This window comes from Amycolatopsis sp. 3B14 (genome assembly GCF_050958625.1).
Taxonomy (GTDB): Bacteria; Actinomycetota; Actinomycetes; order Mycobacteriales; family Pseudonocardiaceae; genus Amycolatopsis_E; species Amycolatopsis_E thermoflava.
In genome coordinates, this window is record NZ_JBHZEN010000023.1 from 338,128 (window position 1) to 359,569 (window position 21,442).

At 73.3% G+C, this 21,442-nt stretch carries 21 protein-coding genes; 7 read left to right on the plus strand and 14 right to left on the minus strand.

What is annotated here, in order from left to right; genetic code table 11:
• The first annotated feature begins 9 nt into the window (after positions 1–9).
• Together ACCP09_RS14530 and ACCP09_RS14535 are read left to right on the plus strand one after the other, a co-directional pair.
• Positions 10–303 (plus strand): biotin/lipoyl-binding carrier protein, encoded by a 294-nt coding sequence (locus tag ACCP09_RS14530; protein ID WP_433746843.1) that lies wholly within the window; start codon positions 10–12, stop codon positions 301–303.
• Positions 300–1,580 carry a 6-phospho-beta-glucosidase gene (locus ACCP09_RS14535; RefSeq protein ID WP_433746846.1) on the plus strand — a complete coding sequence of 427 codons (1,281 nt, stop codon included), beginning with the start codon at positions 300–302 and terminating at the stop codon, positions 1,578–1,580. The genes ACCP09_RS14530 and ACCP09_RS14535 overlap by 4 nt, the downstream gene beginning before the upstream one ends.
• Before the next feature lie 9 nt (positions 1,581–1,589).
• Here ACCP09_RS14535 and ACCP09_RS14540 read toward each other — a convergent pair whose 3' ends face one another.
• Together ACCP09_RS14540 and ACCP09_RS14545 are read right to left on the minus strand one after the other, a co-directional pair.
• Positions 1,590–2,621, minus strand: coding sequence for a carbohydrate kinase family protein (locus ACCP09_RS14540; protein WP_433746849.1), 1,032 nt, complete (start codon positions 2,619–2,621; stop codon positions 1,590–1,592).
• Positions 2,622–2,628: 7 nt separating this feature from the next.
• Entirely contained in the window at positions 2,629–3,084 is a 456-nt protein-coding gene (locus ACCP09_RS14545; RefSeq protein ID WP_027929264.1) for a nuclear transport factor 2 family protein, read from the minus strand.
• A 173-nt stretch (positions 3,085–3,257) separates the two neighbouring features.
• Between ACCP09_RS14545 and ACCP09_RS14550 the strand changes: the two genes are divergently transcribed.
• Positions 3,258–4,169 carry an MBL fold metallo-hydrolase gene (locus ACCP09_RS14550; protein WP_027929265.1) on the plus strand — a complete coding sequence of 304 codons (912 nt, stop codon included), beginning with the start codon at positions 3,258–3,260 and terminating at the stop codon, positions 4,167–4,169.
• On the opposite strand, the gene ACCP09_RS14555 is transcribed toward ACCP09_RS14550, so the two are convergent.
• The 4 genes from ACCP09_RS14555 to ACCP09_RS14570 all read right to left on the minus strand — a co-directional run bounded on the left by ACCP09_RS14555 (position 4,138) and on the right by ACCP09_RS14570 (position 7,295).
• Complete coding sequence (locus ACCP09_RS14555) at positions 4,138–4,485, minus strand: antibiotic biosynthesis monooxygenase family protein (RefSeq protein WP_051362526.1); 348 nt, start codon at positions 4,483–4,485, stop codon at positions 4,138–4,140. The two genes, ACCP09_RS14550 and ACCP09_RS14555, sit on opposite strands and share 32 nt — an antisense overlap.
• Entirely contained in the window at positions 4,482–5,420 is a 939-nt protein-coding gene (locus ACCP09_RS14560; protein ID WP_400987007.1) for a 3-hydroxyacyl-CoA dehydrogenase NAD-binding domain-containing protein, read from the minus strand. Before ACCP09_RS14560 ends, ACCP09_RS14555 begins: the two co-directional genes overlap by 4 nt.
• The gene (locus ACCP09_RS14565) at positions 5,407–6,507 is read right to left on the minus strand and encodes an acyl-CoA dehydrogenase family protein (protein ID WP_433746855.1); all 1,101 of its coding nucleotides are present in this window, start codon (positions 6,505–6,507) and stop codon (positions 5,407–5,409) included. Before ACCP09_RS14565 ends, ACCP09_RS14560 begins: the two co-directional genes overlap by 14 nt.
• 137 nt (positions 6,508–6,644) lie before the next feature.
• Positions 6,645–7,295, minus strand: a complete 651-nt coding sequence (locus tag ACCP09_RS14570) for a TetR/AcrR family transcriptional regulator (protein ID WP_027929268.1) — start codon at positions 7,293–7,295, stop codon at positions 6,645–6,647.
• Between the two features lie 99 nt (positions 7,296–7,394).
• On the opposite strand from ACCP09_RS14570, the gene ACCP09_RS14575 reads away from it, so the two are divergent.
• Positions 7,395–8,801 carry an MFS transporter gene (locus tag ACCP09_RS14575; protein ID WP_378336128.1) on the plus strand — a complete coding sequence of 469 codons (1,407 nt, stop codon included), beginning with the start codon at positions 7,395–7,397 and terminating at the stop codon, positions 8,799–8,801.
• 96 nt (positions 8,802–8,897) lie between these two features.
• Here the strand turns inward: ACCP09_RS14575 and ACCP09_RS14580 are convergent, their stop codons facing one another.
• From ACCP09_RS14580 to ACCP09_RS14615, 8 genes are read right to left on the minus strand one after another with little or no spacing between them, the layout of a single operon-like run.
• Complete coding sequence (locus tag ACCP09_RS14580) at positions 8,898–9,779, minus strand: DUF1684 domain-containing protein (protein ID WP_378365852.1); 882 nt, start codon at positions 9,777–9,779, stop codon at positions 8,898–8,900.
• Positions 9,772–10,719, minus strand: coding sequence for an aromatase/cyclase (locus ACCP09_RS14585; RefSeq protein ID WP_433746860.1), 948 nt, complete (start codon positions 10,717–10,719; stop codon positions 9,772–9,774). The genes ACCP09_RS14580 and ACCP09_RS14585 overlap by 8 nt, the downstream gene beginning before the upstream one ends.
• A gap of 23 nt (positions 10,720–10,742) precedes the next feature.
• Entirely contained in the window at positions 10,743–11,525 is a 783-nt protein-coding gene (locus ACCP09_RS14590; protein WP_433746863.1) for an SDR family NAD(P)-dependent oxidoreductase, read from the minus strand.
• A 38-nt stretch (positions 11,526–11,563) separates the two neighbouring features.
• Complete coding sequence (locus tag ACCP09_RS14595; protein WP_433747066.1) at positions 11,564–13,174, minus strand: dipeptide ABC transporter ATP-binding protein; 1,611 nt, start codon at positions 13,172–13,174, stop codon at positions 11,564–11,566.
• The gene (locus tag ACCP09_RS14600) at positions 13,168–14,007 is read right to left on the minus strand and encodes an ABC transporter permease (protein ID WP_433747069.1); all 840 of its coding nucleotides are present in this window, start codon (positions 14,005–14,007) and stop codon (positions 13,168–13,170) included. Before ACCP09_RS14600 ends, ACCP09_RS14595 begins: the two co-directional genes overlap by 7 nt.
• Positions 14,008–14,012: 5 nt before the next feature.
• Entirely contained in the window at positions 14,013–14,975 is a 963-nt protein-coding gene (locus tag ACCP09_RS14605) for an ABC transporter permease (RefSeq protein ID WP_433746866.1), read from the minus strand.
• A gap of 1 nt (position 14,976) precedes the next feature.
• Positions 14,977–16,548: an ABC transporter substrate-binding protein gene (locus ACCP09_RS14610; RefSeq protein ID WP_433746869.1), complete on the minus strand. Its 1,572-nt coding sequence runs from the start codon at positions 16,546–16,548 to the stop codon at positions 14,977–14,979.
• A gap of 29 nt (positions 16,549–16,577) precedes the next feature.
• Positions 16,578–17,693: a ketoacyl-ACP synthase III family protein gene (locus ACCP09_RS14615; protein ID WP_433746872.1), complete on the minus strand. Its 1,116-nt coding sequence runs from the start codon at positions 17,691–17,693 to the stop codon at positions 16,578–16,580.
• Positions 17,694–17,952: 259 nt separating this feature from the next.
• Here ACCP09_RS14615 and ACCP09_RS14620 point away from each other — a divergent pair, with 259 nt between their 5' ends.
• Genes ACCP09_RS14620 through ACCP09_RS14630 form a run of 3 tightly spaced genes read left to right on the plus strand, consistent with a single transcriptional unit; the run spans position 17,953 to position 21,442 of the window.
• Complete coding sequence (locus ACCP09_RS14620; protein WP_433746875.1) at positions 17,953–18,939, plus strand: acyltransferase domain-containing protein; 987 nt, start codon at positions 17,953–17,955, stop codon at positions 18,937–18,939.
• Positions 18,936–20,204 (plus strand): beta-ketoacyl-[acyl-carrier-protein] synthase family protein, encoded by a 1,269-nt coding sequence (locus ACCP09_RS14625; protein WP_027929273.1) that lies wholly within the window; start codon positions 18,936–18,938, stop codon positions 20,202–20,204. Before ACCP09_RS14620 ends, ACCP09_RS14625 begins: the two co-directional genes overlap by 4 nt.
• On the plus strand, positions 20,201–21,442 hold the full coding sequence (locus ACCP09_RS14630) for a ketosynthase chain-length factor (RefSeq protein ID WP_433746879.1): 1,242 nt from the start codon (positions 20,201–20,203) through the stop codon (positions 21,440–21,442). The genes ACCP09_RS14625 and ACCP09_RS14630 overlap by 4 nt, the downstream gene beginning before the upstream one ends.

Sequence of the window (21,442 nt, forward strand, 5' to 3'; positions counted from 1 at the left end):
CCGGCGCGGATGCTCAACACGATCGCGAGCGCTGAGACCGGACTCCAGCGGGATTCCAGCGCCGCCTGCTTCCCTGGTGGAGTGGCCGAGCGAATTCACGCGGAGATCGTCGCCAAGGTGATCGAGGTTGCCCGGGGCGAAGGGGCCGACCTCGCGGCGGGCGATGCGGTCCTGCTGCTGGAGTCGATGAAGATGGAGATCCCGGTGCTGACCGGGACCGCCGGCCGGCTGAGCCACCTGGCGGTGGGCGTCGGTGACGTCGTCCAGGAGGGCGATCTCTTGGCCGTCATCGAGGTGCCGTGAGGCTGACGATCATCGGTGGTGGCGGGTTCCGCACACCGCTCATCCACCGCGCCCTCACCGAGTGGGGCGCGGTCCGGGAAATTGCCCTGTACGACACCGATCCCCGGCGGCTCGCGGCCATCGGCGCGGTGCTGGGGAACCAGAACGTCGTGCCGCACACGGATCTCGACGCGGCGCTGGCGGGTGCCGACTTCGTGTTCTGCGCGGTGCGCGTGGGCGGCACGCGAGGGCGTGTGCTCGACGAACGCATCGCCCTCGACTGCGGCGTGCTGGGACAGGAGACCGCGGGCGCGGGCGGGCTCGCCTACGGGCTGCGCGGCGTTCCGGTGCTGACGGCGCTGGCCCGCCGCATCGCGGAGCTGGCGCCCGCGGCGTGGGTCGTCAACTTCACCAATCCGGTGGGCCTGATCACGGAGGCGATGGCAGCGGTGCTGGGGGACCGGGTGATCGGGATCTGCGATTCCCCGGCCGGCCTGTTCCGGCGTGTCGCGTGGCTGCTCGGCGTCCCGGAGGAGCTGGCGTGGTTCGACTACGCCGGACTGAACCACCTGGGCTGGCTGCGCGCGGTCCGCGTCGCCGGCGCCGACCGGCTGCCCGGGCTGCTTGCCGGGGACCGGCTCGGCGCGATCGAGGAGGGCAGGCTCTTCGGCGTGCCGCTGCTGCGTGAGCTGGGCATGATCCCGAACGAGTACCTGCAGTACTACTACGCCACAGCTGGCGCGATCGAGAAGGCGCGGAGAGGTCCCACGCGGGGCGCGTTCCTCCACGAACGCCAGGAAGCGTTCTACCGTGCCGCTCTGGCGGAGCCGTCCGCGGCGGCACGGCTCTGGGCCGACACGCTGGCCGTACGGGAAGCGACCTATTCGCCCGCGCCTGCGCCGGCGAGCGGGGAACCCGCGGGCGGCGGCTACGAGGCGATGGCCGTCGCGGTGATGCGGTCCCTGGCCGGCGACGGCGCGGCGACCCCGGTGCTGAACTTGCGCAACCGCGGTGCCGTGCCCGGTCTGCCCGCGGACGCGATCGTCGAGGTCCCGTGCCTGGTGGACACCAACGGCGTGCACCCGATCGCCGGGGACCCGCTGCCGGAGGCGCAGCTCGCCCTGGCCCGCGCCGTGAAGACCGCCGAGCGGACGACGATCACCGCGGCACTGACCGGTTCGCGGGCGCTGGCCGAGGACGCCTTCGCGGCGCACCCGCTCGTGGGCGACCGGTCGGTGGCGCGGCGACTGGTGGCCGGGTACCGGGCGGTGCATGTGGAGTTGCGGGCGCTGCGCTGAGGGCGCTCGTCACCCCCGCTCGCTGACCGCCGCCAGCGTGGCGCTCGCCCGGCGTACCGGGACCAGGCGGTGGCTCGGCAGCAGCCCCGCGACGAATGCGTAATCCTGCCGCAGCTCCTCGTCCGCCTCCTGCCACCAGGTGGCGATGTCGTGCCAGCCCGGCGCCGCCAGCGAGCCCCCGAACTGGCGCACCGACAGCGAAGCGCACAGCGTCGCGAACCTGACCCGTTCGGCCGGTGTCCATCCGGACAACGTGCCCAGCACGAACGCCGCCGCGAACACGTCGCCCGCGCCCGTCGTGTCGATCGCCTCCACCGGTAGCGCCGGGACCGACACCACCTCGCCGCTCGCCCGGTCCGCGGCCACCACACCGTCCGCGCCGCACGTGATCGCCACCAGCGGCACGTGCCGGAGCAGTTCGCGCAGCGCCGCCTCGACCGTTCGCTGCCCGGTCAGCGCCAGCGCCTCGTCCCGGTTCGGCAGGAACACGTCGCAGTGTCGCAGCTGGTCCAGCGCCTGCTCGCGGCACGCCGCCGACAGCTCCCACCCGATGTCGGCGAACACCAGCCCGCCCGATTCGCGCGCGAACCGCAGCCAGTTCTGCTCCTCGGTGCCCAAGTGGACGAAGTAGGCGCGCGCCCGCGGCGGCCGCCCGATCGCGGTGTCCAACGGCACCGGCCCGTCGTGGGCGTGGGTCACCATCGTCCGTTCCCCGTCCACCACCAGCGACACCGTCACCGGGGAGTGCCAGCCGGGGAACCGCAGGGACCGTTCCAGGTCCACCCCCTCATGCGCGGACAGCACCTCCCAGCAGTAGTCGCCGTAGGCGTCGGTGCCGAACATCGCGGCTAGCGAGGTCGACAGGCCGAGCCGGGACAGGGCCACCGCGAGGTTCGCGATCCCGCCCGGGCTCGACCCCATCCCCGGCGCGCGCACCTCCGTGCCCAGCGCGGGAAACCCGCGCAGCCCGGTCAGGATGACGTCGAAGAACACCGTGCCGGCGCAGAAGACGTCCACCGGCCCGGAAGCCTTGCCCGTCATGGCGGTGTCAGGACGCGCGCCGGGCCGAGGGCACCAGCAGCAGGTCGTCCCGCGTGATCGAGCGCGACTGTGTGAGCAGCTGCCCGTCGCGCACCACCAGGACGTCGTCGACCAGGCACGTGGGCAGCAACGTCACCGAACCGTCCGCGTGCGTGAGGGTCACCAGCGCGTAGTAGGACACCGTCACGGTGTCCTCGCCCGAGGGCTCGATCAGCAGCTTGTCGAACCAGTGCCGGGGCACGACACCCTGGTGCTGGGCGAAGTTCGCCCGCAACGACTCCACGATCGCGGCGCGGCCGCGCACGTCGTCGTCGCGCGACGCGTGGTGCATCCGGCCGTCCTCGGTGAACGTCGCCGCGAACCCTTCGACGTCGGCGGCGTCGAGCAAGCGGATCTGCCGGGCGAAGAAATGCTGCACCTCCGCGTAAACGCGGGCGCGGTCGGTGACATCGATGTGCGGCATGGGCCCTCCTGGCTCGGTGAATCTCCGGCCGAGCCTGGCCGCGCCGCCTGGAGGCTCGCTGGAGGCGTGGTCGATGAGACCACCCGGCGGCTGCAGCCTCCTTCCACTGCGATTCGACCACCCGCTGCGAACCTGCCCTGGTGTGGAAGGGATCCACCGGATCGGAGAGTGCCGTGACCGCCACTTCGGAACGTCTCGGGCAGATCGAACAGGTCGCCGAGGGCGTCTACGCCTACGTCCAGCCCGACGGCGGCTGGTGCGTCAACAACGCCGGGGTCGTTGTCTCCGGCGGGGAGTCCGCCGTCATCGACACCGCGGCGACCGAACGGCGCGCGCTGGGACTCAGGGCCGCGGCTTCGGGCGTGGGCGCCGGCCGGCCGTCGGTGCTCGTCAACACCCACCACCACAGCGACCACACCTTCGGCAACGTGTTCTTCGCGCCGGAGACGTTGATCGTGGCGAACGAGCCGACCCGCGCCGGGATCATCGAGAACGGCCTGAACCTGCAACAACTGTGGCGCGACGTGGAATGGGGCGCGGTCGGCGTGCGGCCCCCGGTCGTCACGTTCGAGGAGTCGCTGACCGTGCGGATCGGCGATCTGCGGCTGGAGCTGATCACCGTCGGCCCGGCACACACGGTCGCCGACACCGTGGTGTGGATCCCGCAGCGCCGCGTGTTGTTCACCGGGGACGTGGTGATGAGCGAGGTCACCCCGTTCACGCTGATGGGCTCGATCAGCGGATCGGTCGAGGCGCTGGAGGCGTTGCGGCGCCTGGATCCCGCGGTCGTCGTGCCGGGGCACGGCCCGGTCGCCGGACCGGAGGTCATCGACGCGAACCTGGCCTACTTCCACCGGATCCGTGACCTGGTCGCCGGCGCCGCCGGGCGCACGCCCCTGGAGATCGCGGCCGCCGCCGGGGCGGGCCCGTTCGCCGGGTGGCTGGACAGCGAGCGCCTGGTGCCCAACATCCGCCGCGGCCTGGCCGAGGCCCAGGGGCTCCCGCAAGGGGCGCCCCTGGACATCCTCGAAGCCTTCGGTGAGATGGTCACCTTCAACGGGGCGGCGCCTGCGTGCCATGCGTGAGCGGCACCGACTCGCGGGCGGCCAGGGTGGCGAAGAAGTCCGGCGCCACCTCGGTCAGCTCCTTCAGCTCGGCGAACCAGCCGAGCACCTCGGGGGAGCGCCGGTCGGCGGCGGCCTGGTGCGCGTCCAGGTCCCGCCACTCGGCGAGCATGCAGTACTTCTCGGGGTGCCGGTGCGACTGGAAGAACCGCAGCCGCACGAACCCGTCCTGCTCGCTCATGTAGGCCGCGATCAGGTCGATGATCTCCCGGAACCGCACCGGGTCCCCGGTGACCGTGATCGGGTTGATCATCGTGGTGGTCGTGAACTCGCTCATCGGGCTTCCTCCTCCTCGTCGCGCAGCGCGGCCAGGACCGCCAGCTGGCGGCGGTCCCGTGCGGCGACCCGCTGCTCGTAGCCGTCCGTGCCGTAGGCGGTCTCGGTCTGGGCGATCAGCTCGGCGATGCCCTCGTCGTCCAGATCCGGCGTGCCCAGCTGCGACCAGCCCGCGGCGAGCCCGGCGCCGATGTGGCCGAACCACTGCCGGATGCCGCCCGGCCCGCCGCCGAGGTGCAGCGCCTGGAACGGGCCGACCACGGCCCAGCGCGGCCCGAGCGAACCGGTGATCGCGTCGTCGATGTCGGCCGCGGTGGCCACGCCCTGCTGGACCAGGTGGATGGCCTCCCGCAGCAGGGCGGTCTGCAGCCGGTTCGCGATGAACCCGGCGATCGGCCGCCGCAGCACCACCGGCGTGCGGCCGAGCGCGGTGAGGAACTCGGTGGTCCGCTCGACGAGTTTCGGCTCGGTGTCCGGGCCGCCCAGCACCTCGACCAGCGGGATGACGTGCGGTGGGTTGAACGGGTGCGCGACGAGGACCCGGCCGGGCTGCGCGAGCCGCGCGCCGATCGCGTCCGGCAGCAGCGTCGAGGTGGACGACAGCAGGAGCGCCTCGGCAGGCGCGGCCTGTTCCACCGCCGCGAACAGCTCCTGCTTGTCCGCCAGCCGTTCGCTGATGCTCTCCAGCACCACCTCCGCCCCGGTGACCGCCTCGGCGACGTCCGTCGTCACGGTGAGCCGGGCGAGCAGCGCGTCGGCGTCGGCGGCCAGCGCGGGCGCGTGCAGGCGGATCGCCGCGGTGACCGCCTGCGCGGTCTCCGCCCGGCGCACCGCGACCCGGACCCGGTAGCCGGCGTCGGCCAGCAGGGCGGCCCAGCCCGCGCCGATGGTCCCGCCGCCGAGAACGGCGACGGCCGGGGAGTCAGTCGTGCTCATCAACACTCCTTTTGTCGGTCGACTCTTCGAGAAGCCGCAGCCACGCCGCCGACGCCTTGTCGAACCGCAGCGCGACGTGGCTGGAGGCGGTGTGCACGTCCCGCCAGAACCGTTGCAGCGGACGGTCCCGGGACTGCCCCGCGGTACCGGCGGCGGTCACCAGCCGGTCCACGGCACTCACGAGCAAGGACGCGGCGAGGGCGCTGTCGCGCAGGCCGCGTGCCACCTCCGCCGGACCGGCGCCGCCCCGGTCGGCGGTGACCGCCACGCGGTGCAGCAGCAGGTCCGCGGCGTCGGTCTCGCCGTCGGCGCGGGCCACGCCGGCCGGGGCCGGGGAACCGGGTCGCAGGGTGCCGCGGAAGTCGTCGAAGGCGCCGCGCGCCGCGCCCAGCAGGGGAGCGGTGAACGTGAGCCCGCTGATCGCCCGCAGCGGGACCTCGAAGACCGGGCCCGGGTTGCCTGCGCTGTGGCCCGCGGCGGCGTCGGCGCTGCGAAACACCCGCTGCGGCGGCACGAGCACGTCGTCGAGGATCAGTGTGTGGCTCGCGGTGCCGCGCATGCCGACGGTGTGCCAGCTGTCCGCGGTCGTGAAGTCCGCGCGCGGCACCGCGACGAACACCGGGCCCCCGTCTTCGGGGCGGGTGCAGGCCAGGGTCCAGTCCGCCGTGTCGATCCCGCTGGTGTAGGGCCAAGTCCCGCTGACGCGCCAGCCCTCCGGCGTCGACCTGGCCCGGCCACCCGGCACGAGCGCCGCGGCGACGAGGACGTCCGGCCCCTTGTCCCACAGTTCGGCCTGCCCGTCCTCGGGCAGGTACGCGCCGAGCCGCGCCGAGTAGGCGAACAACGAGGCGAGCCACGCCGCGGAGGTGTCGCCCCGGCCCACTTCGGCGACGGCGCGGGTCAGTTCGGCGAAGCCGCCTTCCCCACCGCCCCAGCGGGCGGGCACGAGGTGGCGGGCGAACCCGGCCGCCACCACGGCTTCCACCGTCTCCGGGCCGACGGCGCGGTGCTCGTCGGCGTGGCCGGCATGCCGCTCGGCGACGGCGCGGGCGTGGCCGGCGTCGAGGACGTGGGGGTCGGCTGCCATCCGCGTCTCCCTGGTGTGATCGGGGGTTCCGCGACGGCGGAACCGGGCACGCCCAGGGTGGCGGTGGTGGCTGGAGATCGGGTCGAGCGGCGATCGCGCTCGGGGTCAGCCCAGCTCCGAGTCAGCTCAGCTCTGAGTCAACTCAGCTCGGGGGCGTCCCGGAAGACGAGCTCCGGCCAGGTCGCCGCGCCGCCGGTCAGCGTGGTGGCGCCGGGGGCGGCGAGCCCGTCCAGGATCACGTCGAGGAACCGCAGCTGCAGCTCGCCGGCCCGGGCCGCGTCGATGCTCGGCGCCGAGCGCAGCTGCGTCAGCAGCAGGTAGATGTCGGCGGAGGTGACGCCGTCGCGCAGTGCGCCCTGCCGGTGCGCGGCGTCGACCAGCGCGTCCATCTCGGCGCGCAGACCCGCCACCGCCTCGGCGATCTCGCCGCCGTCAACGGAATTGCCGATCAGCACGAACAACGAGCACGAGCGCGCTTCGACCATGCAGCGCATGAACCGGCGCAGCGCCGACCAGCCGTCGGGCTCCTCGTCCCGCGCCGCGCGGGCCTCCTCGGTGGCGCGCCGCATCGCGCCGAGGCACATCTCCCGGAGCAGGTCGGTCTTGCTGGGGTAGCGGCGGTAGATGCTGCCCATGCCGACGCCGGCCCGGGCGGCCACCGCGGAGACTGGGGCGTCCCAGCCGTGTTCGATGAACACGTCGCGGGCCGCGGCGAGCACGGTCACGTCGTTGCGTTCCGCCTCGGCGCGCCGGCCACCGGCGGACGGTTTGCGAGCCACGGTTGCCACGCCGCGGAGTCTACAGGAGCGGATCGTTCCGTTCGATCGACAGCGAGGCATACGGAACGGTATGCTCCGTTCCGTTGAATCCTCGTCCAAGGAGCTTCCGTGACCTCGGAGACCAGTACGTCGTCCCCACCCGCACCGGCCCGCCAGGCGACCGGCCTGATCCTCGCTGTGTGCTGCGCGGCGCAGTTCATGGTCGTGCTCGACGTGTCGATCGTGAACGTCGCGCTGCCCACCATCCGCACGAGCCTGGGCTTCGACGCGCCCGGCCTGCAATGGGTGGTCAACGCCTACACGATCGCGTTCGCCGGGTTCCTGCTCTTGGGCGGCAGGCTCGCCGACCTGTTCGGCAGGCGGCGCACGTTCCTCACCGGCATCGCCGTGTTCACCGCGGCCAGCCTCCTGGGCGGGCTCGCGAACTCCGCGACCCTGCTCGTCGTCGCCCGGGCGATCCAGGGCCTCGGCGCGGCCGTGGTCGCGCCGGCGACCCTCACCGTGCTGGCCACGACGTTCACCACCCCGGAGACCCGGGCGCGGGCCTTCGGCATCTGGGGCGGCGTGGTCGGCGCCGGTGGCGCGGTCGGGTCGCTGGCGGGCGGTCTGCTGACGGGTCTGCTGTCGTGGCGGTGGATCCTGTTCATCAACGTGCCGATCGGCGTGGTGCTGCTCGTGCTCGCGGCCCGCGTGGTGTCCGATGTGGACACGGGGCGGCGCGGCCGCACGCTCGACGTGTGGGGCGGCCTGTCCGCGACGGTCGGTGTGATGGCCCTGGTCTACGGGATCGTCGGCACCGAGGCCCACGGCTGGGCCTCGGTGCACACGCTCGTCGCGCTCGGCGGCGGTGTGGTGGTCCTCGCCTTCTTCGTGCTCGACCAGGCGCGGCTGGCCAAGGATCCGCTGCTGCCGCTGGGCATCTTCCGGCACCGCAACGTGGTGGCGGCGAACCTCGTCGTGTTCGCCAGCGGTGCGGCGCTGTTCGCGATGTTCTACTTCCTCACGCTGTTCCTCCAGCAGGTGCTCGGGTACGGGCCGGTCGCGGCCGGACTGGCCTACCTGCCGCTCGCCGCGGCTCTCACGGTGTCGGCGCGCGGATCGGCGAAACTGCTGCCGAAATGGGGACCGCGGACCCTGCTGCTGGGCGGGCTCGCGCTGACCGCGATCGGGCTGGGCTGGCTGGCATTGCTGACCACCACGTCGACGTTCGCCGGGGGAGTGCTCGGACCGACGGTCGTCGTCGGCATCGGGCAGGGCGCGGTGATGGCCTCGGCGACGATGGCCGGGACCGCGGGCCTGCCGATGAACCAGGCCGGTCTCGCGTCCGGGCTGATCAACGCCACGCGCCAGCTCGGTGGCGCGATCGGCCTCGCCGCGCTGGCCGCCGTCGCCGCGGGCGCCCGGAGCCCGGAGTCGGGGTATGTGCTGGCACTGGCCATCGCGGCGATCATCGCGGTGGTGGCGCTCGCCGCCGCGGCGGCCGCTCCGGGGAAGCCGCGGTCCGCGGCCGGGTGATGCTGGGGGTCGTGGGGCGCCCCGGCGCCCCACGCACCGCGAAGAAGGAAGGGGTGCCTCGTTCGTCGAACGAGGCACCCCTTCTTGGCAAGCGGCTCAGCGAGCCCAGGCCGACGGCTGCTCCATCCACAGCGGCAGCTGCTCACCGGCCTCGACCGCGACCGGGAGCGTGTTGCCCGGCGGGGGAAGCGCGCACGTGGTGTACGGCGAGAACCCGCACGGCCCGTTGACCGTGCGGTTGAAGTCCAGCTCGAACTCGAACGCGCCGCCGTTCGCGCTGGCCGGCCGCGGCGCGAACACCAGCCGTGCCCCGGCGAACGTGGTGACCCCGCTGGTGCGGTCCCGGAACGGGATGTGCAGCTCGTGCTCCGGTCCGGCGTAGACCTCCAGTGCGTGTTCCCCGTCGGCCAGCTCGAACACCACCCGTCCGAAGATCCCCAGGTCCTTGACCTTGTTCTCGACCACCGACCGCAGCACCACCGGGCGGCGGCCCTCGTAGGGCTCGTACCGCGCCGGGACGATCCACTTCGGATCGAACGGGTAGGTCGGGATCCCCAGCTCGAACCGCCTGCTCGCCACGTACGGGTCGCGCGGCTGGATCCCCAGCTGCACGGGCTGGGACGTCTGTGCGGGGAACAGCACCGGGCTGATCACCACGTCGCCGTGGCGCACCGCGCGGATGTCGCGCGGGCGCGCGACGTCGAAGACCTCGGCGACCCCGTCGACCGGCCGCTCGTCGACCACCAGGCCGTCCCCGGCGGCGGCCCGCACCAGGATGCGCCGCGAGTCCTCGACCCACCATGAGCCGGGCACGTCGTCGAAGCTCTCGGGGCGGTCGCCGAGCCAGTACAGGCCGACGGGGGAGAGCAGGCCGTAGGGCTCGCTCAGGAAGTCCAGCCAGGCACGGCGGAACTCGGTCCACTCGGCGTGCAGGCGCGCGGCGGACCGCGCTGTCCCGGCCGCGGGCAGATCAGACACGGCTCGCCTCCACGTTCTGCTTGGCCAGGTTGAGGGTGGCCAGGCTGTTGGTGCCCAGCGCCTCGCGCACCGTCCGGCGCGCCGACGCGAGCGTGGCCTGCGGTCCCAGTATCTCGGTGACCTTCTCCGGCCGGAGGACGACGGTGTGCCGCGAGGTGGCCTGGACCCCGTCGCCGGTCTCGGCGAACCGCCACCGTCCGGTGTGGGCGGACATGATCGGCGGGACCGTGGTCTGCTTGTAGACGATGCTCTCGCCGGGGAAGCACACGCGGACCGACTTGGTGGTGTGCACCGAACCGTCGGCCGAGCGGGTGTCCATGTCGATCGTCTGCACGCCACCGGTGTCCTCGGTGAACGCGAGCCGGGCGACGTGGGGCAGGCGTTGCTCCCACAGGTCCGCGCGGTACACGAAGTCGTAGACCTCGGCCAGCGATCCGCGCACGGTCACCGAGTCCTCGAACGAGAACACCAGCTCCGCCCGCCGCTCGCCGAGCTCGGCCGCCGCGCGCAGGGCGGCCAGCTCGGCCCCGGTGTTGCGGTCGATCGCCGCGGTGACCCACTCCACGTGGGCGGGGTCGTCGTTCTCGACGGAGAAGTCGTGCCGGAACTCGACCAGCGTCGTGCCGTCGCCGCCGTCGCCGATGAGCCACTCGCCGCCCATGCCCAGCACCGGCGGTGAGCTGACCTCCTGGCGGAAGGCGACGCGCAGCGCGACCGGGTCGAGCTCCCGCCGCGAGGTCCAGTCACGCACCTCGCCGTTGGCGAAGGCCCAGATCCGCAGCAGCTCGGTGCGGTCGTCGCCGCCGAGTTTCTCGACGTGCACGGTGGGGGAGAAGGTGTGCGGCCAGCCGGAGGTGTCCGCGACCAGGTCGTAGACCACCCGTGGTGGCGCCGCGATCGCCACCGTGTGGTGGGTGTGATGGAGTGCCGGTGTCGGCATCGTTGCTCCCTTGGTGTCGTGGTTCAGTAGTTGCCCAGCCCGCCGCACACGTTGAGCGCCTGCGCGGTGATGGAGGCGGCCACGTCGGAGACGAGGTAGCCGACCAGGCCGGCGACCTCGTCGGCCGTGGCGTAGCGGCCGAGCGGGATCTTGGCCTGGAACTTCTCGAGAACGTCGTCTTCGGACACCTCCCAGTGCGCGGCGTAACCCTGCCGGACCCGTTGCGCCAGCGGGGTTTCCACGTAACCGGGGCACACCGCGTTGACCGTGATGCCGGTCTTGGCCAGCTCCAGTCCGACCGCTTTGGTGAACCCCACGACGCCGTGCTTGGACGCGGAGTACGGCGCGCCGAGCACCACGCCCTGTTTGCCGCCGGTCGAGGCGATGTTCACGATGCGGCCGGCCGGCCCCTCCAGCAGCCGCCCGGTGGTCAGGACCTCCTTCGTCACGCGGAACACGCTGGTGAGGTTGGTGTCGATCACGTCGAGCCACAGCTCGTCGGCGATCGTTGCGGTCTCGCCGCCGCCGTTGCGCCCGGCGTTGTTGACCAGCACGTCGATCCGGCCGTACTGCTCCGTGGCGGCGGTGACCGCGCGGCGGATGTCCTCGGCCGAGGTCACGTCCGCGGTGGTGCCGGAGACCTCCAGCCCCTCGCCGCGCAACTTCTCCACCACCGTCGCGACGTTGCCAGCGTCGCGGGCGACTCCGAAGACGGAGACGCCCCGCTCCGCCAGCGTCCGGGTGACGGCGAGGCCGATGCCGCTGGTCGCGCCGGTCACGAACGCCACCTTCGGGGAATAGCTCACTGTGGTCCAGCTCCTTCGGTGAGACGACGGTTTCGCCCTCAGCGTGTGCCCGCCGGGTACAGGCTGTCTGGAGTCGCTCTCGAAGCCGTCGCCGCCTTCGGGATCGCGTCCAGCAACTCGCGCGTGTAGTCGTGGCCCGGGTTCGTGAACAGGGCTTCGGTGGCGCCGGCCTCGACGATCCGGCCCCGGCGCATGACGGCGACCCGGTCGCACAGCTGGCGCACCACGGCGAGGTCGTGGGAGATGAACACGTACGCCAGGCCGAACTCGGCGCGCAGCTCGGCCAGCAGGTCGAGGATCGCGCTCTGCACGGTGACGTCCAGCGCGGACACCGGTTCGTCGCACACCAGCAGCCGCGGCTCGAGCGCGAGCGCCCTGGCGATCGCCACCCGCTGCCGCTGCCCACCGGACAACTCGCCGGGTCTGCGGGTGAGCAGGTCGCGCGGCAACCGGACCAGGTCGAACAGCTCGGCCACCCGGGCTCGCCGGGACCGGCGGTCGCCGATCCCGAAGGCCCGCAACGGTTCCGCGACGCTGCGCCCGGCGCTGAACCGTGGATCCAGCGCCGTGTAGGGGCTCTGCTGGATCAGCTGCACCGTCCGGCGCAGCGCCCGCAGACGGCCTCCGCTCGCCGTCGCCGTGTCCGTCCCGTCGAGCACCACCCGGCCCGCCGACGGGCGGTCCAGGCACGCGATCAGGCGCGCCACCGTGGACTTGCCGGACCCGGACTCGCCGACCAGACCGAGCGCCTGGCCCGGAGCGACCGCCAGGGTCACCCCGTCCACCGCGGGGGTCTCCTGGCCAGGGAAGCCGCGGCGCAGCTGCTCCACCTCGACGAGCGGGTGCGAGCGATCCGTGGCGGGTGGTTCGGGCGCCCGCCCACCGGGGACGCTCGCGACCAGCGCCCGCGTGTAGTCGTGCGCGGGACGACTGAGGATCCGTCCCGCCGGGCCGTGCTCCACGATCTCGCCCGCGCGCATCACGAGCACCCGGTCCGCCCGCTCCGCGGCGACGGCGAGGTCGTGGGTGATGAGCAGCACCGCGATGCCCAGCTCCCGGCTCAGGCCGCCGAGGTGGTCGAGGATCACCCGCTGCACCGTCGCGTCCAGCGCGCTCGTCGGCTCGTCGGCCACGATCAGTGCGGGCTCGGCGGCCAGGGCGATCGCGATCAGCACGCGCTGCCGCATTCCGCCGGAGAGCTCGTGCGGGTAGCGCCGGGCCAGTTTCGCCGCGTCCGGCAGACCGGCGGTGGTCAGCAGCTTCACCGCATCCGCCGCGGCCCGTTCCCCCGCGGCGAGGCGGTGGATCCGGCGCACCTCGGCGACCTGTTCACCGATCCGCTTGACCGGGTTGAGATAGGCCAGCGGGTCCTGCGGGACGAGGGCCACCCGGGAGCCGCGCAGCTGCCGCATGCGCGACTCCGCCGCCCGGGTCAGCTCCTCGTCCCCGAGGGAGATGGTCCCGCCGGTGATCCGGCCACCCGGGGGCAGCAACCGCAGCACGGCGTGCGCGACGGTGCTCTTGCCGGAGCCCGACTCGCCCACCAGCGCGACGGTCTCGCCGCGGGCGACAGTGAAGTCCACGCCCCGCACCGCCTCGGCGCCGCCGTAGGCGACGCGCAGATCGTCCACACGCAACAGCGTCACCAGGACTCCCGTCGCCGTCGTTCCAGTGCCCGGGCGACGCGGTTGGTGGACAGCACCACCACAGCGATCACCAGCCCGGGGAAGGTCGTGAGCCACCACGCCGCGCGCAGGTAGTCGCGGCCGCCGGCCACCAGCGCGCCCCACTCCGGGGTCGGCGGCGCGGCGCCGAAGCCGAGGAAGCTCAGCGCCGACACGGTCAGCAGGATCGAACCGATGTCCAGTGCGGCCAGCGACAGCACCGGACCGGCCGAGTTCGGCAGCACGTGCGTCACCAGCACACCGGGGCCGCGCACCCCGCCGCCACGGGCCGCGGTGACGAAGTCGGCGTGGCGCACCGTGAGCACCTCGGCCCGGGTCACCCGCGCGAAGTTCGCCACGCTCACCACACCCACCGCCACCGCGACCTGCAGCACACCGAACCCCAGTGCGGTCACCAGCGCGAGGGCCAGCAGCAGGCCGGGGATCGCGAGCAGCACGTCCATCAACCGCATCAGCGCGCCGTCCAGCCAGCCGCCGGCGTAGCCGGCGAGGGCGCCGATCACCGCGCCTGCGACCAGTGCGACTCCGACCGCGACCACGGTCGCGCTGAGTGAGAGCGCCGCGCCGTGCACGACCCGCGCGTAGAGGTCGCGGCCGAGGTAGTCGGTGCCGAACCAGTGCTCCGCGCTGGGCGGCCGCAGCCGCTGCGCGGCGACGCCCTGGATCGGGTCCTGCGCGGTGAACAGCCGCGGCGCCAGCGCCCATGCGACCACCACCAGCAGCACGAGCACCGACAGGACCAGACCGGGTTGCCGCGCCAGCGCGCGCAGCCGGGACCGGGACCGGGTTGCGGCCAGGGCGGTCACCGCGACCTCACCACCGGGCGGACGCGCGGGTCCAGCAGCGGGTAGATCGCCTCCACCACGAGGCTGACCACGACGTAGACCACCGCCGCGAGCACGACCAGGCCCAGCACGACGGGCAGGTCCTGGTTGGACACCGCGTCCACGGTGACCGCGCCGAGCGCGTGGCGCCCGAACACGGTCTCCACCACCACGGCCCCGCCGAGCAGGTTGCCGACCAGGATCCCGGTGATCGTCACCGCGGGCAGGCTCGCGTTGCGCAGCGCGTGGCGGAACAGGATCCACACCCGGCTCGCGCCCTTGGCCTGCGCCAGCTGGACGTAGGGCTGCGCCAGGGTCTCCCGCAGGCTCCGGCCCAGCACCTGCGCGACGATCGCCGCGGTCGGCACCGCGAGCGTGATCGCGGGCAGCACCAGGCTCGCGAACCCGTCCCCGCCGGTCGCCGGGAACAGCGACCAGTGGAACGCCAGCAGCTGCAGCAACAGCAGGCCGAGCCAGAACGACGGGATCGACACACCCGCCGCCGGCACGGACTCCAGGACCTGCCGGAGGAACCCGTTGCGGGTCAGTCCGGCGAGCAGGGTGAGCGCGACACCGGCGCCCAGCGCCAGCAGCATCGCGAACGCGGCCAGGCCCGCGGTCTGCGGCAGGGCCCCCAGGACCAGGCCCCGCACCGGTTCCCCGGTCTGCACCGAGGCACCGAAGTCACCGGTGACCGCCCGGCCCAGCAGCGTCAGGTACTGCTCCCACAGCGGCCGGTCGAAGCCGTAGGCGCTGCGCAGCTGCGCGGCCTGCGCCGGGTCGATCACGGCCGTGTCACCACCGGCCTTCTGCGCGAGCATCAGCGTGACCGGGTCGCTGGGCAGCAGGTACAGCGCGACGAACGCGCCGGTGAACGCCGCCCACACGACGAACACCGCCTGACCGGCGCGGCGCAGCGCCCGGGACAGAACGCCCGGCATGTCAGGACAGCCAGGCGTCGTAGAACGAGACGCCCGAGGTCGCGGTGAACCCGATCCCGTGCACCTTGTCGCTCACCCCGATGACCAGCGCCTGCTCGTTGACCGGGATGACGTGCGCGTCCTCCACGAGGCTGCGCTGGGCGTCGGCCGCGGCCCGCTGCCGCACCTGCGGGTCCAGCGACCCGGCCTGCGTGGCCAGCGCCGCCTTGAGCGGGTCCGCATCTGTCAGCTGCGCGCGGCCGAACAGCGTGCGCAGCACGTCCGGGTCGGCGCGGGTCGAGTTGAGCAGGAAGAAGTCGAAGTTGCCCGCGGCGAACTGGGACTGCAGCTCGGAGATCTGCAGCTGCCGCAGGGTCAGCTCGATGCCGACGGTCTTCAGCTGTTGCTGGATCAGCTCCAGGCTCTGCGGCCTGCCGAAGATCACGTCCAGGCTCAGCCGGACGCCGTCGCGGACGCGGACACCGTCGGGTCCGGGACGCCAGCCCGCCGCGTCCAGCAGCGCCTTCGCCCCGTCGGGGTCGTAGGCCAGTGCCGCGCCGAGGTCGGTGTAGCCGGGCGTGGTCGAAGACAGCACGCTGGTGGCCGCCCGGTACCGCGGGCTGAGGAACGTGGAGATCACCTCGGGGCGGTTGACCGCCTTCTGCAGCGCCTGCCGCACGGTCTTGTCCTGCAGCACCGGGCGCCGCTCGTTGGGGTAGAGGCTCAGCACCACGCCGGGGTTGTTGTGGCTGAGCAAGGTGAACCCGTTGCCGTCGAACTGCGGCTCGTCCTGGGGCGCGATGTTGCTGCTCACGTCGAGCTGGCCGGAGGACAGGCTGCCGGTGCGGGTGGCGGCCTCGGGCAGCACCTTGATCTCGATGCGGTCCAGGTAGGCGTCGCCGGTGTGCTGCCACGACGGCGGGCCCCACGCGTAGCCCTGGCGCTTGGACAGCACGATCTCCTGCTTGGCGGTGTAGGAGGTCAGCACGAACGGGCCGGTGCCGACGATCTTGCCCGCGCAGCGCTCGGCCGCGGGCACCGCGAGCGAGCCACGCGACAGCACGGCCAGCGCCGGGGTCGAGGTGGCCTGGAGGAACTGCGCGTTCGGTGCGCCGAACGTGACGACCACCGTGCGCGGGTCGGGGGCGGTGACCGCGGTGACGCCGGCGAGGTTGGCGCCGGAGTTGCTCGCGGTGGCGCCCAGTTTCGTGATCCCGTCCAGGTTGTCCTTGACCACGCTCGCGTCCAGCGCGGAGCCGTCGCTGAACGTCACGCCCTCGCGCAGGTGGAACGTGAAGCTCTTCGCGTCCGGACTGACCTCCCATGACGAGGCCAGTGACGGCACGATGTCGCCCGAGCGCGGGTCCTGGTAGGTCAGCGACTCCAGGACCTCGAGGTTGGGGCCTTCCCCGGCCTGCTGCGGGTCGAGGCACGAGGGCGTGTAGTCCAGTCCGAAGCGGAGCGTCCCGCCCGGACGCGGGGTGCCGGCGTCGCCCGTGCTGCCCGTGGAACTCGCCGAGCACGCGGCCAGGGCCGAGGCCGCGGCGACCGCCAGCGCGAGCGCGCCGGTGTGCCTGTGCGCGATCTTTCGCATGTGTTCTGTCCTTCGCTGAGCGCGGTCTGTCAAGAGCCGGCTGGGTGGTCCTGGCTGCCGAGCCTCGGTTCGGCCGATCGAAAACCGCTGGAGTCTGGCTGGTGGCGGGGCGCCGGTTCCCACTCCGCGGGCACGGCGGTCAGCTCGGCGACGGCGCACGACCAGCTGAACCCGGCACCGACCCCGGCGAACAGCAGCCGCTGGCCGGGCCGGGCGCGCCCGGAGAGCACGAGCTGTTCCAGCCCGGCGAACTGGTCGCCCGCGCCGAGGTGCCCGATCGTGCGGCCCCACGGCCAGGTGGTGGCGTCCAGGTCGATGTCCCAGGCCTTGAGATACCCGGCGGTCAGGCGGCGCAGGCCGAAGTGCGGCAGCACGAACCAGTCGATGCCGGACAGGTCGGCCTCGGCGTCCTTCAGCGCGGTGGTCAGCGCGTCCCGCTGGCCCTCGACGACCTTGCGCACCGCCGCGCCGACACCGGCGGAGGCCAGGTAGTCGCGTTTGAGGACCTCGAGATCCATCGGGGCGCGCACGCTGAAAGGCATGCGCCCGAACGGGTCGTCGCCGCGGTGCATCCGTTCCAGGGTCGGGTCGGACACCGTCGCGACGCTGCGCACCACCGCGAATCCGCCGTGGTTGGTCAGGACCGCGGCGGTGCCGCCGTCGCCGTAGACGGTGCCCGGATCGCTGCGCCACCGGTCGAACCCGGGCATCCCGAAGGTGTCGCCGGTGGTCACCAGCGCGGCAGCGGGGGAGTCCTGCCCGCGCAGCACGTGCGCCGCCAGTTCGAGACCGGCCATCCCGCCGTTGGACAGCTGCCGGATCTCCACCGCGGGGCACCGGCTCCCGCCGACGGCGTCCTGCACGTGCGAAGCCGGGGCCCACAGGTCGTGGCCCTGGTAGTGCACGTCGGCGTGCAGCACGATGCGCAGGTCCTCCGGTGGCACGCCGGATCGGCGCATCGCCCGGACCGCGGCCTCGGCGGCCAGTTCGGCGGCCGAAGCGGTTTCGGACACCGACACCGACACGATGCCGGTCTGCTCGGCGACGCGCCGGTCGCACTGCCCGGACGCGAGTGCGTCGGCGGTGTGCACGCGATCCGGCAGCGCGCTCGCCACCGCGGCGATGTGGAGTTCTTCGGTCCGCACGTGCCCTTCCCGTCTCTCGTGGCGGCAGCCGCCGGCCGCGCTCGTTCGTGGCGAAAACGGCCGGCGGCTCGTGGCGGACCGGGTCGGCCGCCCTGTCCGGCGGTGGCGGATCGCGCGACACCGCCGGCCCGACCATGGTCGAGCTGCCCGCTGGAATCGGGGTGGAACGCGCGCTGATCCGTTTCCGGCCCGGACTCCAGCGATTCGCCAGCGGCGCCGGGCAGCATCCGGTCACCGGGAAGGAAAAACGGAGGTGGCCATGACGCGATCGGTCGTCCTGCTGGTACCGGGCCAGGGCGCGCAACATCCGGGGATGGCGGTGGATCTCTACCACACGCACGACGGTTTCCGCGCGGCCGTGGACGAGGTTTTCGCGCTGTGGGGCGGTGAAGGCGCGCGCATCCGGTCGGATTGGCTCGGCACGGACCCGGAGATCGACCTGGACGACCTGCGCCGCTCGCAGCCGCTGCTCTTCGCGCTCGGCTACGCGCTGGCCACTGCCCTGCGTGGCGAGGGGATCGAGCCCGTGGCACTGGTCGGCCACAGCGTCGGCGAGGTCGTCGCCGCGGTGGTCGCCGGGGTGTTCCGGTTGCACGACGCCGCCGAGGTACTGGCCGAGCGGGTGGCACAACTCGCGGACGGGCCACCGGGCGGGATGCTCGCCGTCGCCGCGTCGGTCGCCGAGGTCATCCCGTACCTGGACGCCGAGGTGCACGTGGGTGCGGTCAACGCGGCCCGGCAGATCATGCTTGCCGGCCCCTCCGCGCCGCTGGCGAACACCGCGCGTCGGCTGCGTGCGGCCGAGATCACCGTCCGCCCGGTGCGTACGCGTAATCCCTTCCACAGCCCCGTTCTCGAGCCCTACGCCGACCGCGCATTGCCCACGTTGCGGCGGCTTCCGCTCGCCCCGCCGAAGGTGCCGGTCTACTCCGGCTATACCGGGAAGCTCCTGACCGCGGCCGAGGCGACCGATCCTGCGTTCTGGGCCGCCCAGCCCGCGCGCCCGGTGTACTTCGCCGGCGCGCTCACCGCGGCGGCGGAGTCCGGCAGGCACCTGTTCGTGGAGACCGGTCCCGGCCAGAGCCTGACGGCGCTGGCCCGCCGGCACCCCGCGGTCACCGCGGCCGGTTCCCGCGTCCTGGCTCTGCTTCCGCCGCGGGCCGGGGGCGATGCCGCGAAGTTCACCAGCACGGTCGCGGAGATCTTCGCGACCACCACCCCGACCAGTGAGGCACTCCTGCCATGACCAGACGAGCAGTCATCACCGGGATCGGAGCCGTCGCACCCGGCGGCATCGGCGTCCCGGCCTACTGGAAGCAGCTGACCGACGGTGTGTCCGCGACGGCGCCGATCTCGTTGTTCGACGCCTCGCCCTACCGGTCGCGGATCGCGGCGGAGGTCGATTTCGACCCGGCCGCCGCGGGGCTCGGGCCGCAGGAGATCCGGCGTCTCGACCGCGCAGCCCAGTTCGCCGTCGTCGCCGCGCGGGAGGCCGTGGAGGACAGCGGGCTGGAGTTCGGTGCGCTGCCCGGCGAGCGGACCGGCGTTGCGCTGGGCACCGCGGTGGGCTGCACCACCGCGATGGAACGCGAGTACGTGGTGCTCTCCGACGGCGGCCGCGACTGGCTGGTCGACCCGGACTACGCCGTGCGCGAGCTCTACGACCACTTCGTGCCCAGCTCGATGGCCGTCGAGCTGGCCCGGCTGACCGGCGCGCGTGGGCCGGTGTCGGTGGTCTCCGACGGCTGCACCTCGGGCCTGGACGCGGTCGGGCACGCGCTCGACCTGATCCGCGAGGGCAGCGCCGACGTCGTGATCACGGGCGGCACCGACGCGCCGATCTCCCCGATCACCCTGGCCTGTTTCGACGCGATCAAGGCGACCTCGCCGCGCAATGACGACGCCGAGCACGCCTCCCGGCCGTTCGACCGCACCCGCAACGGGCTGGTGCTCGGGGAGGGCGCGGCGGTCCTGGTCGTGGAGGAGGCCGAGCACGCCCGTCGCCGCGGCGCGCGGATCTACGCGGAGGTGTCCGGTTTCGCCAGCCGCTGCAACGCCTACCACATGACCGGGCTGCGCACCGACGGTGTGGAGATGGCCGAAGCGATCCGGCTCGCGCTCGACGAGGCCCGGCTCGCTCCGGCCGACGTGCACTACGTCAACGCGCACGGCTCCAGCACCAAGCAGAACGACCGCCACGAGACGGCGGCGTTCAAGCGCAGCCTCGGCGAACACGCGTACCGCGTGCCGGTCAGCTCGATCAAGTCGATGATCGGGCACTCGCTGGGCGCCATCGGCGCCCTCGAACTCGCCGCCTGCGCGCTGGCGATCGAGCACGACGTCGTCCCGCCCACGGCGAACCTGCACGAGCCCGACCCCGACTGCGATCTGGACTACGTACCGCTGGTCGCCCGCGAACAGACCGTCGACTCCGTCCTGAGCGTCGGCAGCGGCTTCGGCGGGTTCCAGAGCGCCGTGGTGCTCACCGCGCCGGAAAGGACGGCGGCATGACCAGCGCGGTGGTCACCGGCATCGGCGTCGTCGCGCCGACCGGCATCGGCGCGGAGGAGTACTGGCGCGCGACGATCGCCGGAGAATCGGCGATCGGCCCGATCACGCGGTTCGACCCGGCGCCCTACCCGGTGCGCCTGGCGGGCGAGGTGCCCGGGTTCGTCCCGGCGGAGCACGTGCCGTCCCGCCTGCTCCCGCAGACCGACCACGGCACCCGGCTGTCCCTGGCCGCCGCGGCGGAAGCGCTGTCCGGCAGCGGCCTCACCGCCGACGAGGCGCCCGAGTTCGGCATCGGCATCGCCACCGCCTCGACGATGGGCGGGTTCGAGTTCGGGCAGCGCGAGCTGCAGCACCTGTGGCAGCTCGGCGGCCAGCACGTGAGCGCCTACCAGTCGTTCGCGTGGTTCTACGCCGTCAACACCGGTCAGATCTCGATCCGCCACGGCCTGCGCGGGCCCGGAGCCACGATCGTCGCCGACCAGGCGGGCGGCCTCGACGCGCTCGGCGTGGCCCGGCGGCAGATCCGCAAGGGCACCCCAGCGGTCGTGACCGGGGGAGTGGACAGCGCCCTGTGCCCGCTCGGTCTGGCCGGGCAGCTCAGCACCGGCGACCTCAGCGGCGCGCACGACCCGGAGCGGGCGTACCTGCCGTTCACGCGGGAGGCCGGCGGTCACGTGCCCGCCGAGGGCGGTGCCATCCTCGTGGTGGAGGACGCCGGGTTCGCGCGCGACCGGGGCGCCCCGGTGCTCGGCGAGATCGCCGGGTACGCGGCCACCTTCGATCCGGACCCGCGCGACCCGGCCGCGGACGGGCTGTTGCGCGCCGCGCGGCAGGCCATCGCCGACGCCGGGCTCGAACCCGGCGACGTCGATGTCGTCTTCGCCGACGCTGCCGGCCGTCCGGGAGCCGACCGGCGCGAGGCCGCGGCGATCACCGCGCTGTTCGGTGCCGGCGGAATCCCGGTCACCGCACCGAAAACCGGCACCGGACGGCTCTACGCGGGAGCCGGCGGCCTGGACACCGCCACGGCCCTGCTGAGCCTGCGCGACCAGTCCATCCCGCCCACCGTGCACGTCGGTGCCACCGACCCGGCCCACGAGATCGACCTCGTCGTCGGCCGGGCCCGTCCCGCGGCGCTGACCACAGCGCTCGTGCTGGCCCGCGGGCGCGGCGGCTTCAACGTGGCACTCCTCGTGCGCGCACCCCGGCCTGGAAAACCCAACCACACCAAGGAGTAG

What these genes read in the sequence shown, in the direction of transcription:
- ACCP09_RS14585 (WP_433746860.1), bottom strand. Translation starts at nt 10,719, where the DNA reads ATGCCGACACCGGCACTCCATCACACCCACCACACGGTGGCGATCGCG.
- ACCP09_RS14620 (WP_433746875.1), top strand. Translation starts at nt 17,953, where the DNA reads ATGACGCGATCGGTCGTCCTGCTGGTACCGGGCCAGGGCGCGCAACAT.
- ACCP09_RS14625 (WP_027929273.1), top strand. Translation starts at nt 18,936, where the DNA reads ATGACCAGACGAGCAGTCATCACCGGGATCGGAGCCGTCGCACCCGGC.
- ACCP09_RS14555 (WP_051362526.1), bottom strand. Translation starts at nt 4,485, where the DNA reads ATGAGCGAGTTCACGACCACCACGATGATCAACCCGATCACGGTCACC.
- ACCP09_RS14565 (WP_433746855.1), bottom strand. Translation starts at nt 6,507, where the DNA reads ATGGCAGCCGACCCCCACGTCCTCGACGCCGGCCACGCCCGCGCCGTC.
- ACCP09_RS14545 (WP_027929264.1), bottom strand. Translation starts at nt 3,084, where the DNA reads ATGCCGCACATCGATGTCACCGACCGCGCCCGCGTTTACGCGGAGGTG.
- ACCP09_RS14610 (WP_433746869.1), bottom strand. Translation starts at nt 16,548, where the DNA reads ATGCGAAAGATCGCGCACAGGCACACCGGCGCGCTCGCGCTGGCGGTC.
- ACCP09_RS14530 (WP_433746843.1), top strand. Translation starts at nt 10, where the DNA reads ATGCTCAACACGATCGCGAGCGCTGAGACCGGACTCCAGCGGGATTCC.
- ACCP09_RS14630 (WP_433746879.1), top strand. Translation starts at nt 20,201, where the DNA reads ATGACCAGCGCGGTGGTCACCGGCATCGGCGTCGTCGCGCCGACCGGC.
- ACCP09_RS14540 (WP_433746849.1), bottom strand. Translation starts at nt 2,621, where the DNA reads ATGACGGGCAAGGCTTCCGGGCCGGTGGACGTCTTCTGCGCCGGCACG.
- ACCP09_RS14605 (WP_433746866.1), bottom strand. Translation starts at nt 14,975, where the DNA reads ATGCCGGGCGTTCTGTCCCGGGCGCTGCGCCGCGCCGGTCAGGCGGTG.
- ACCP09_RS14560 (WP_400987007.1), bottom strand. Translation starts at nt 5,420, where the DNA reads ATGAGCACGACTGACTCCCCGGCCGTCGCCGTTCTCGGCGGCGGGACC.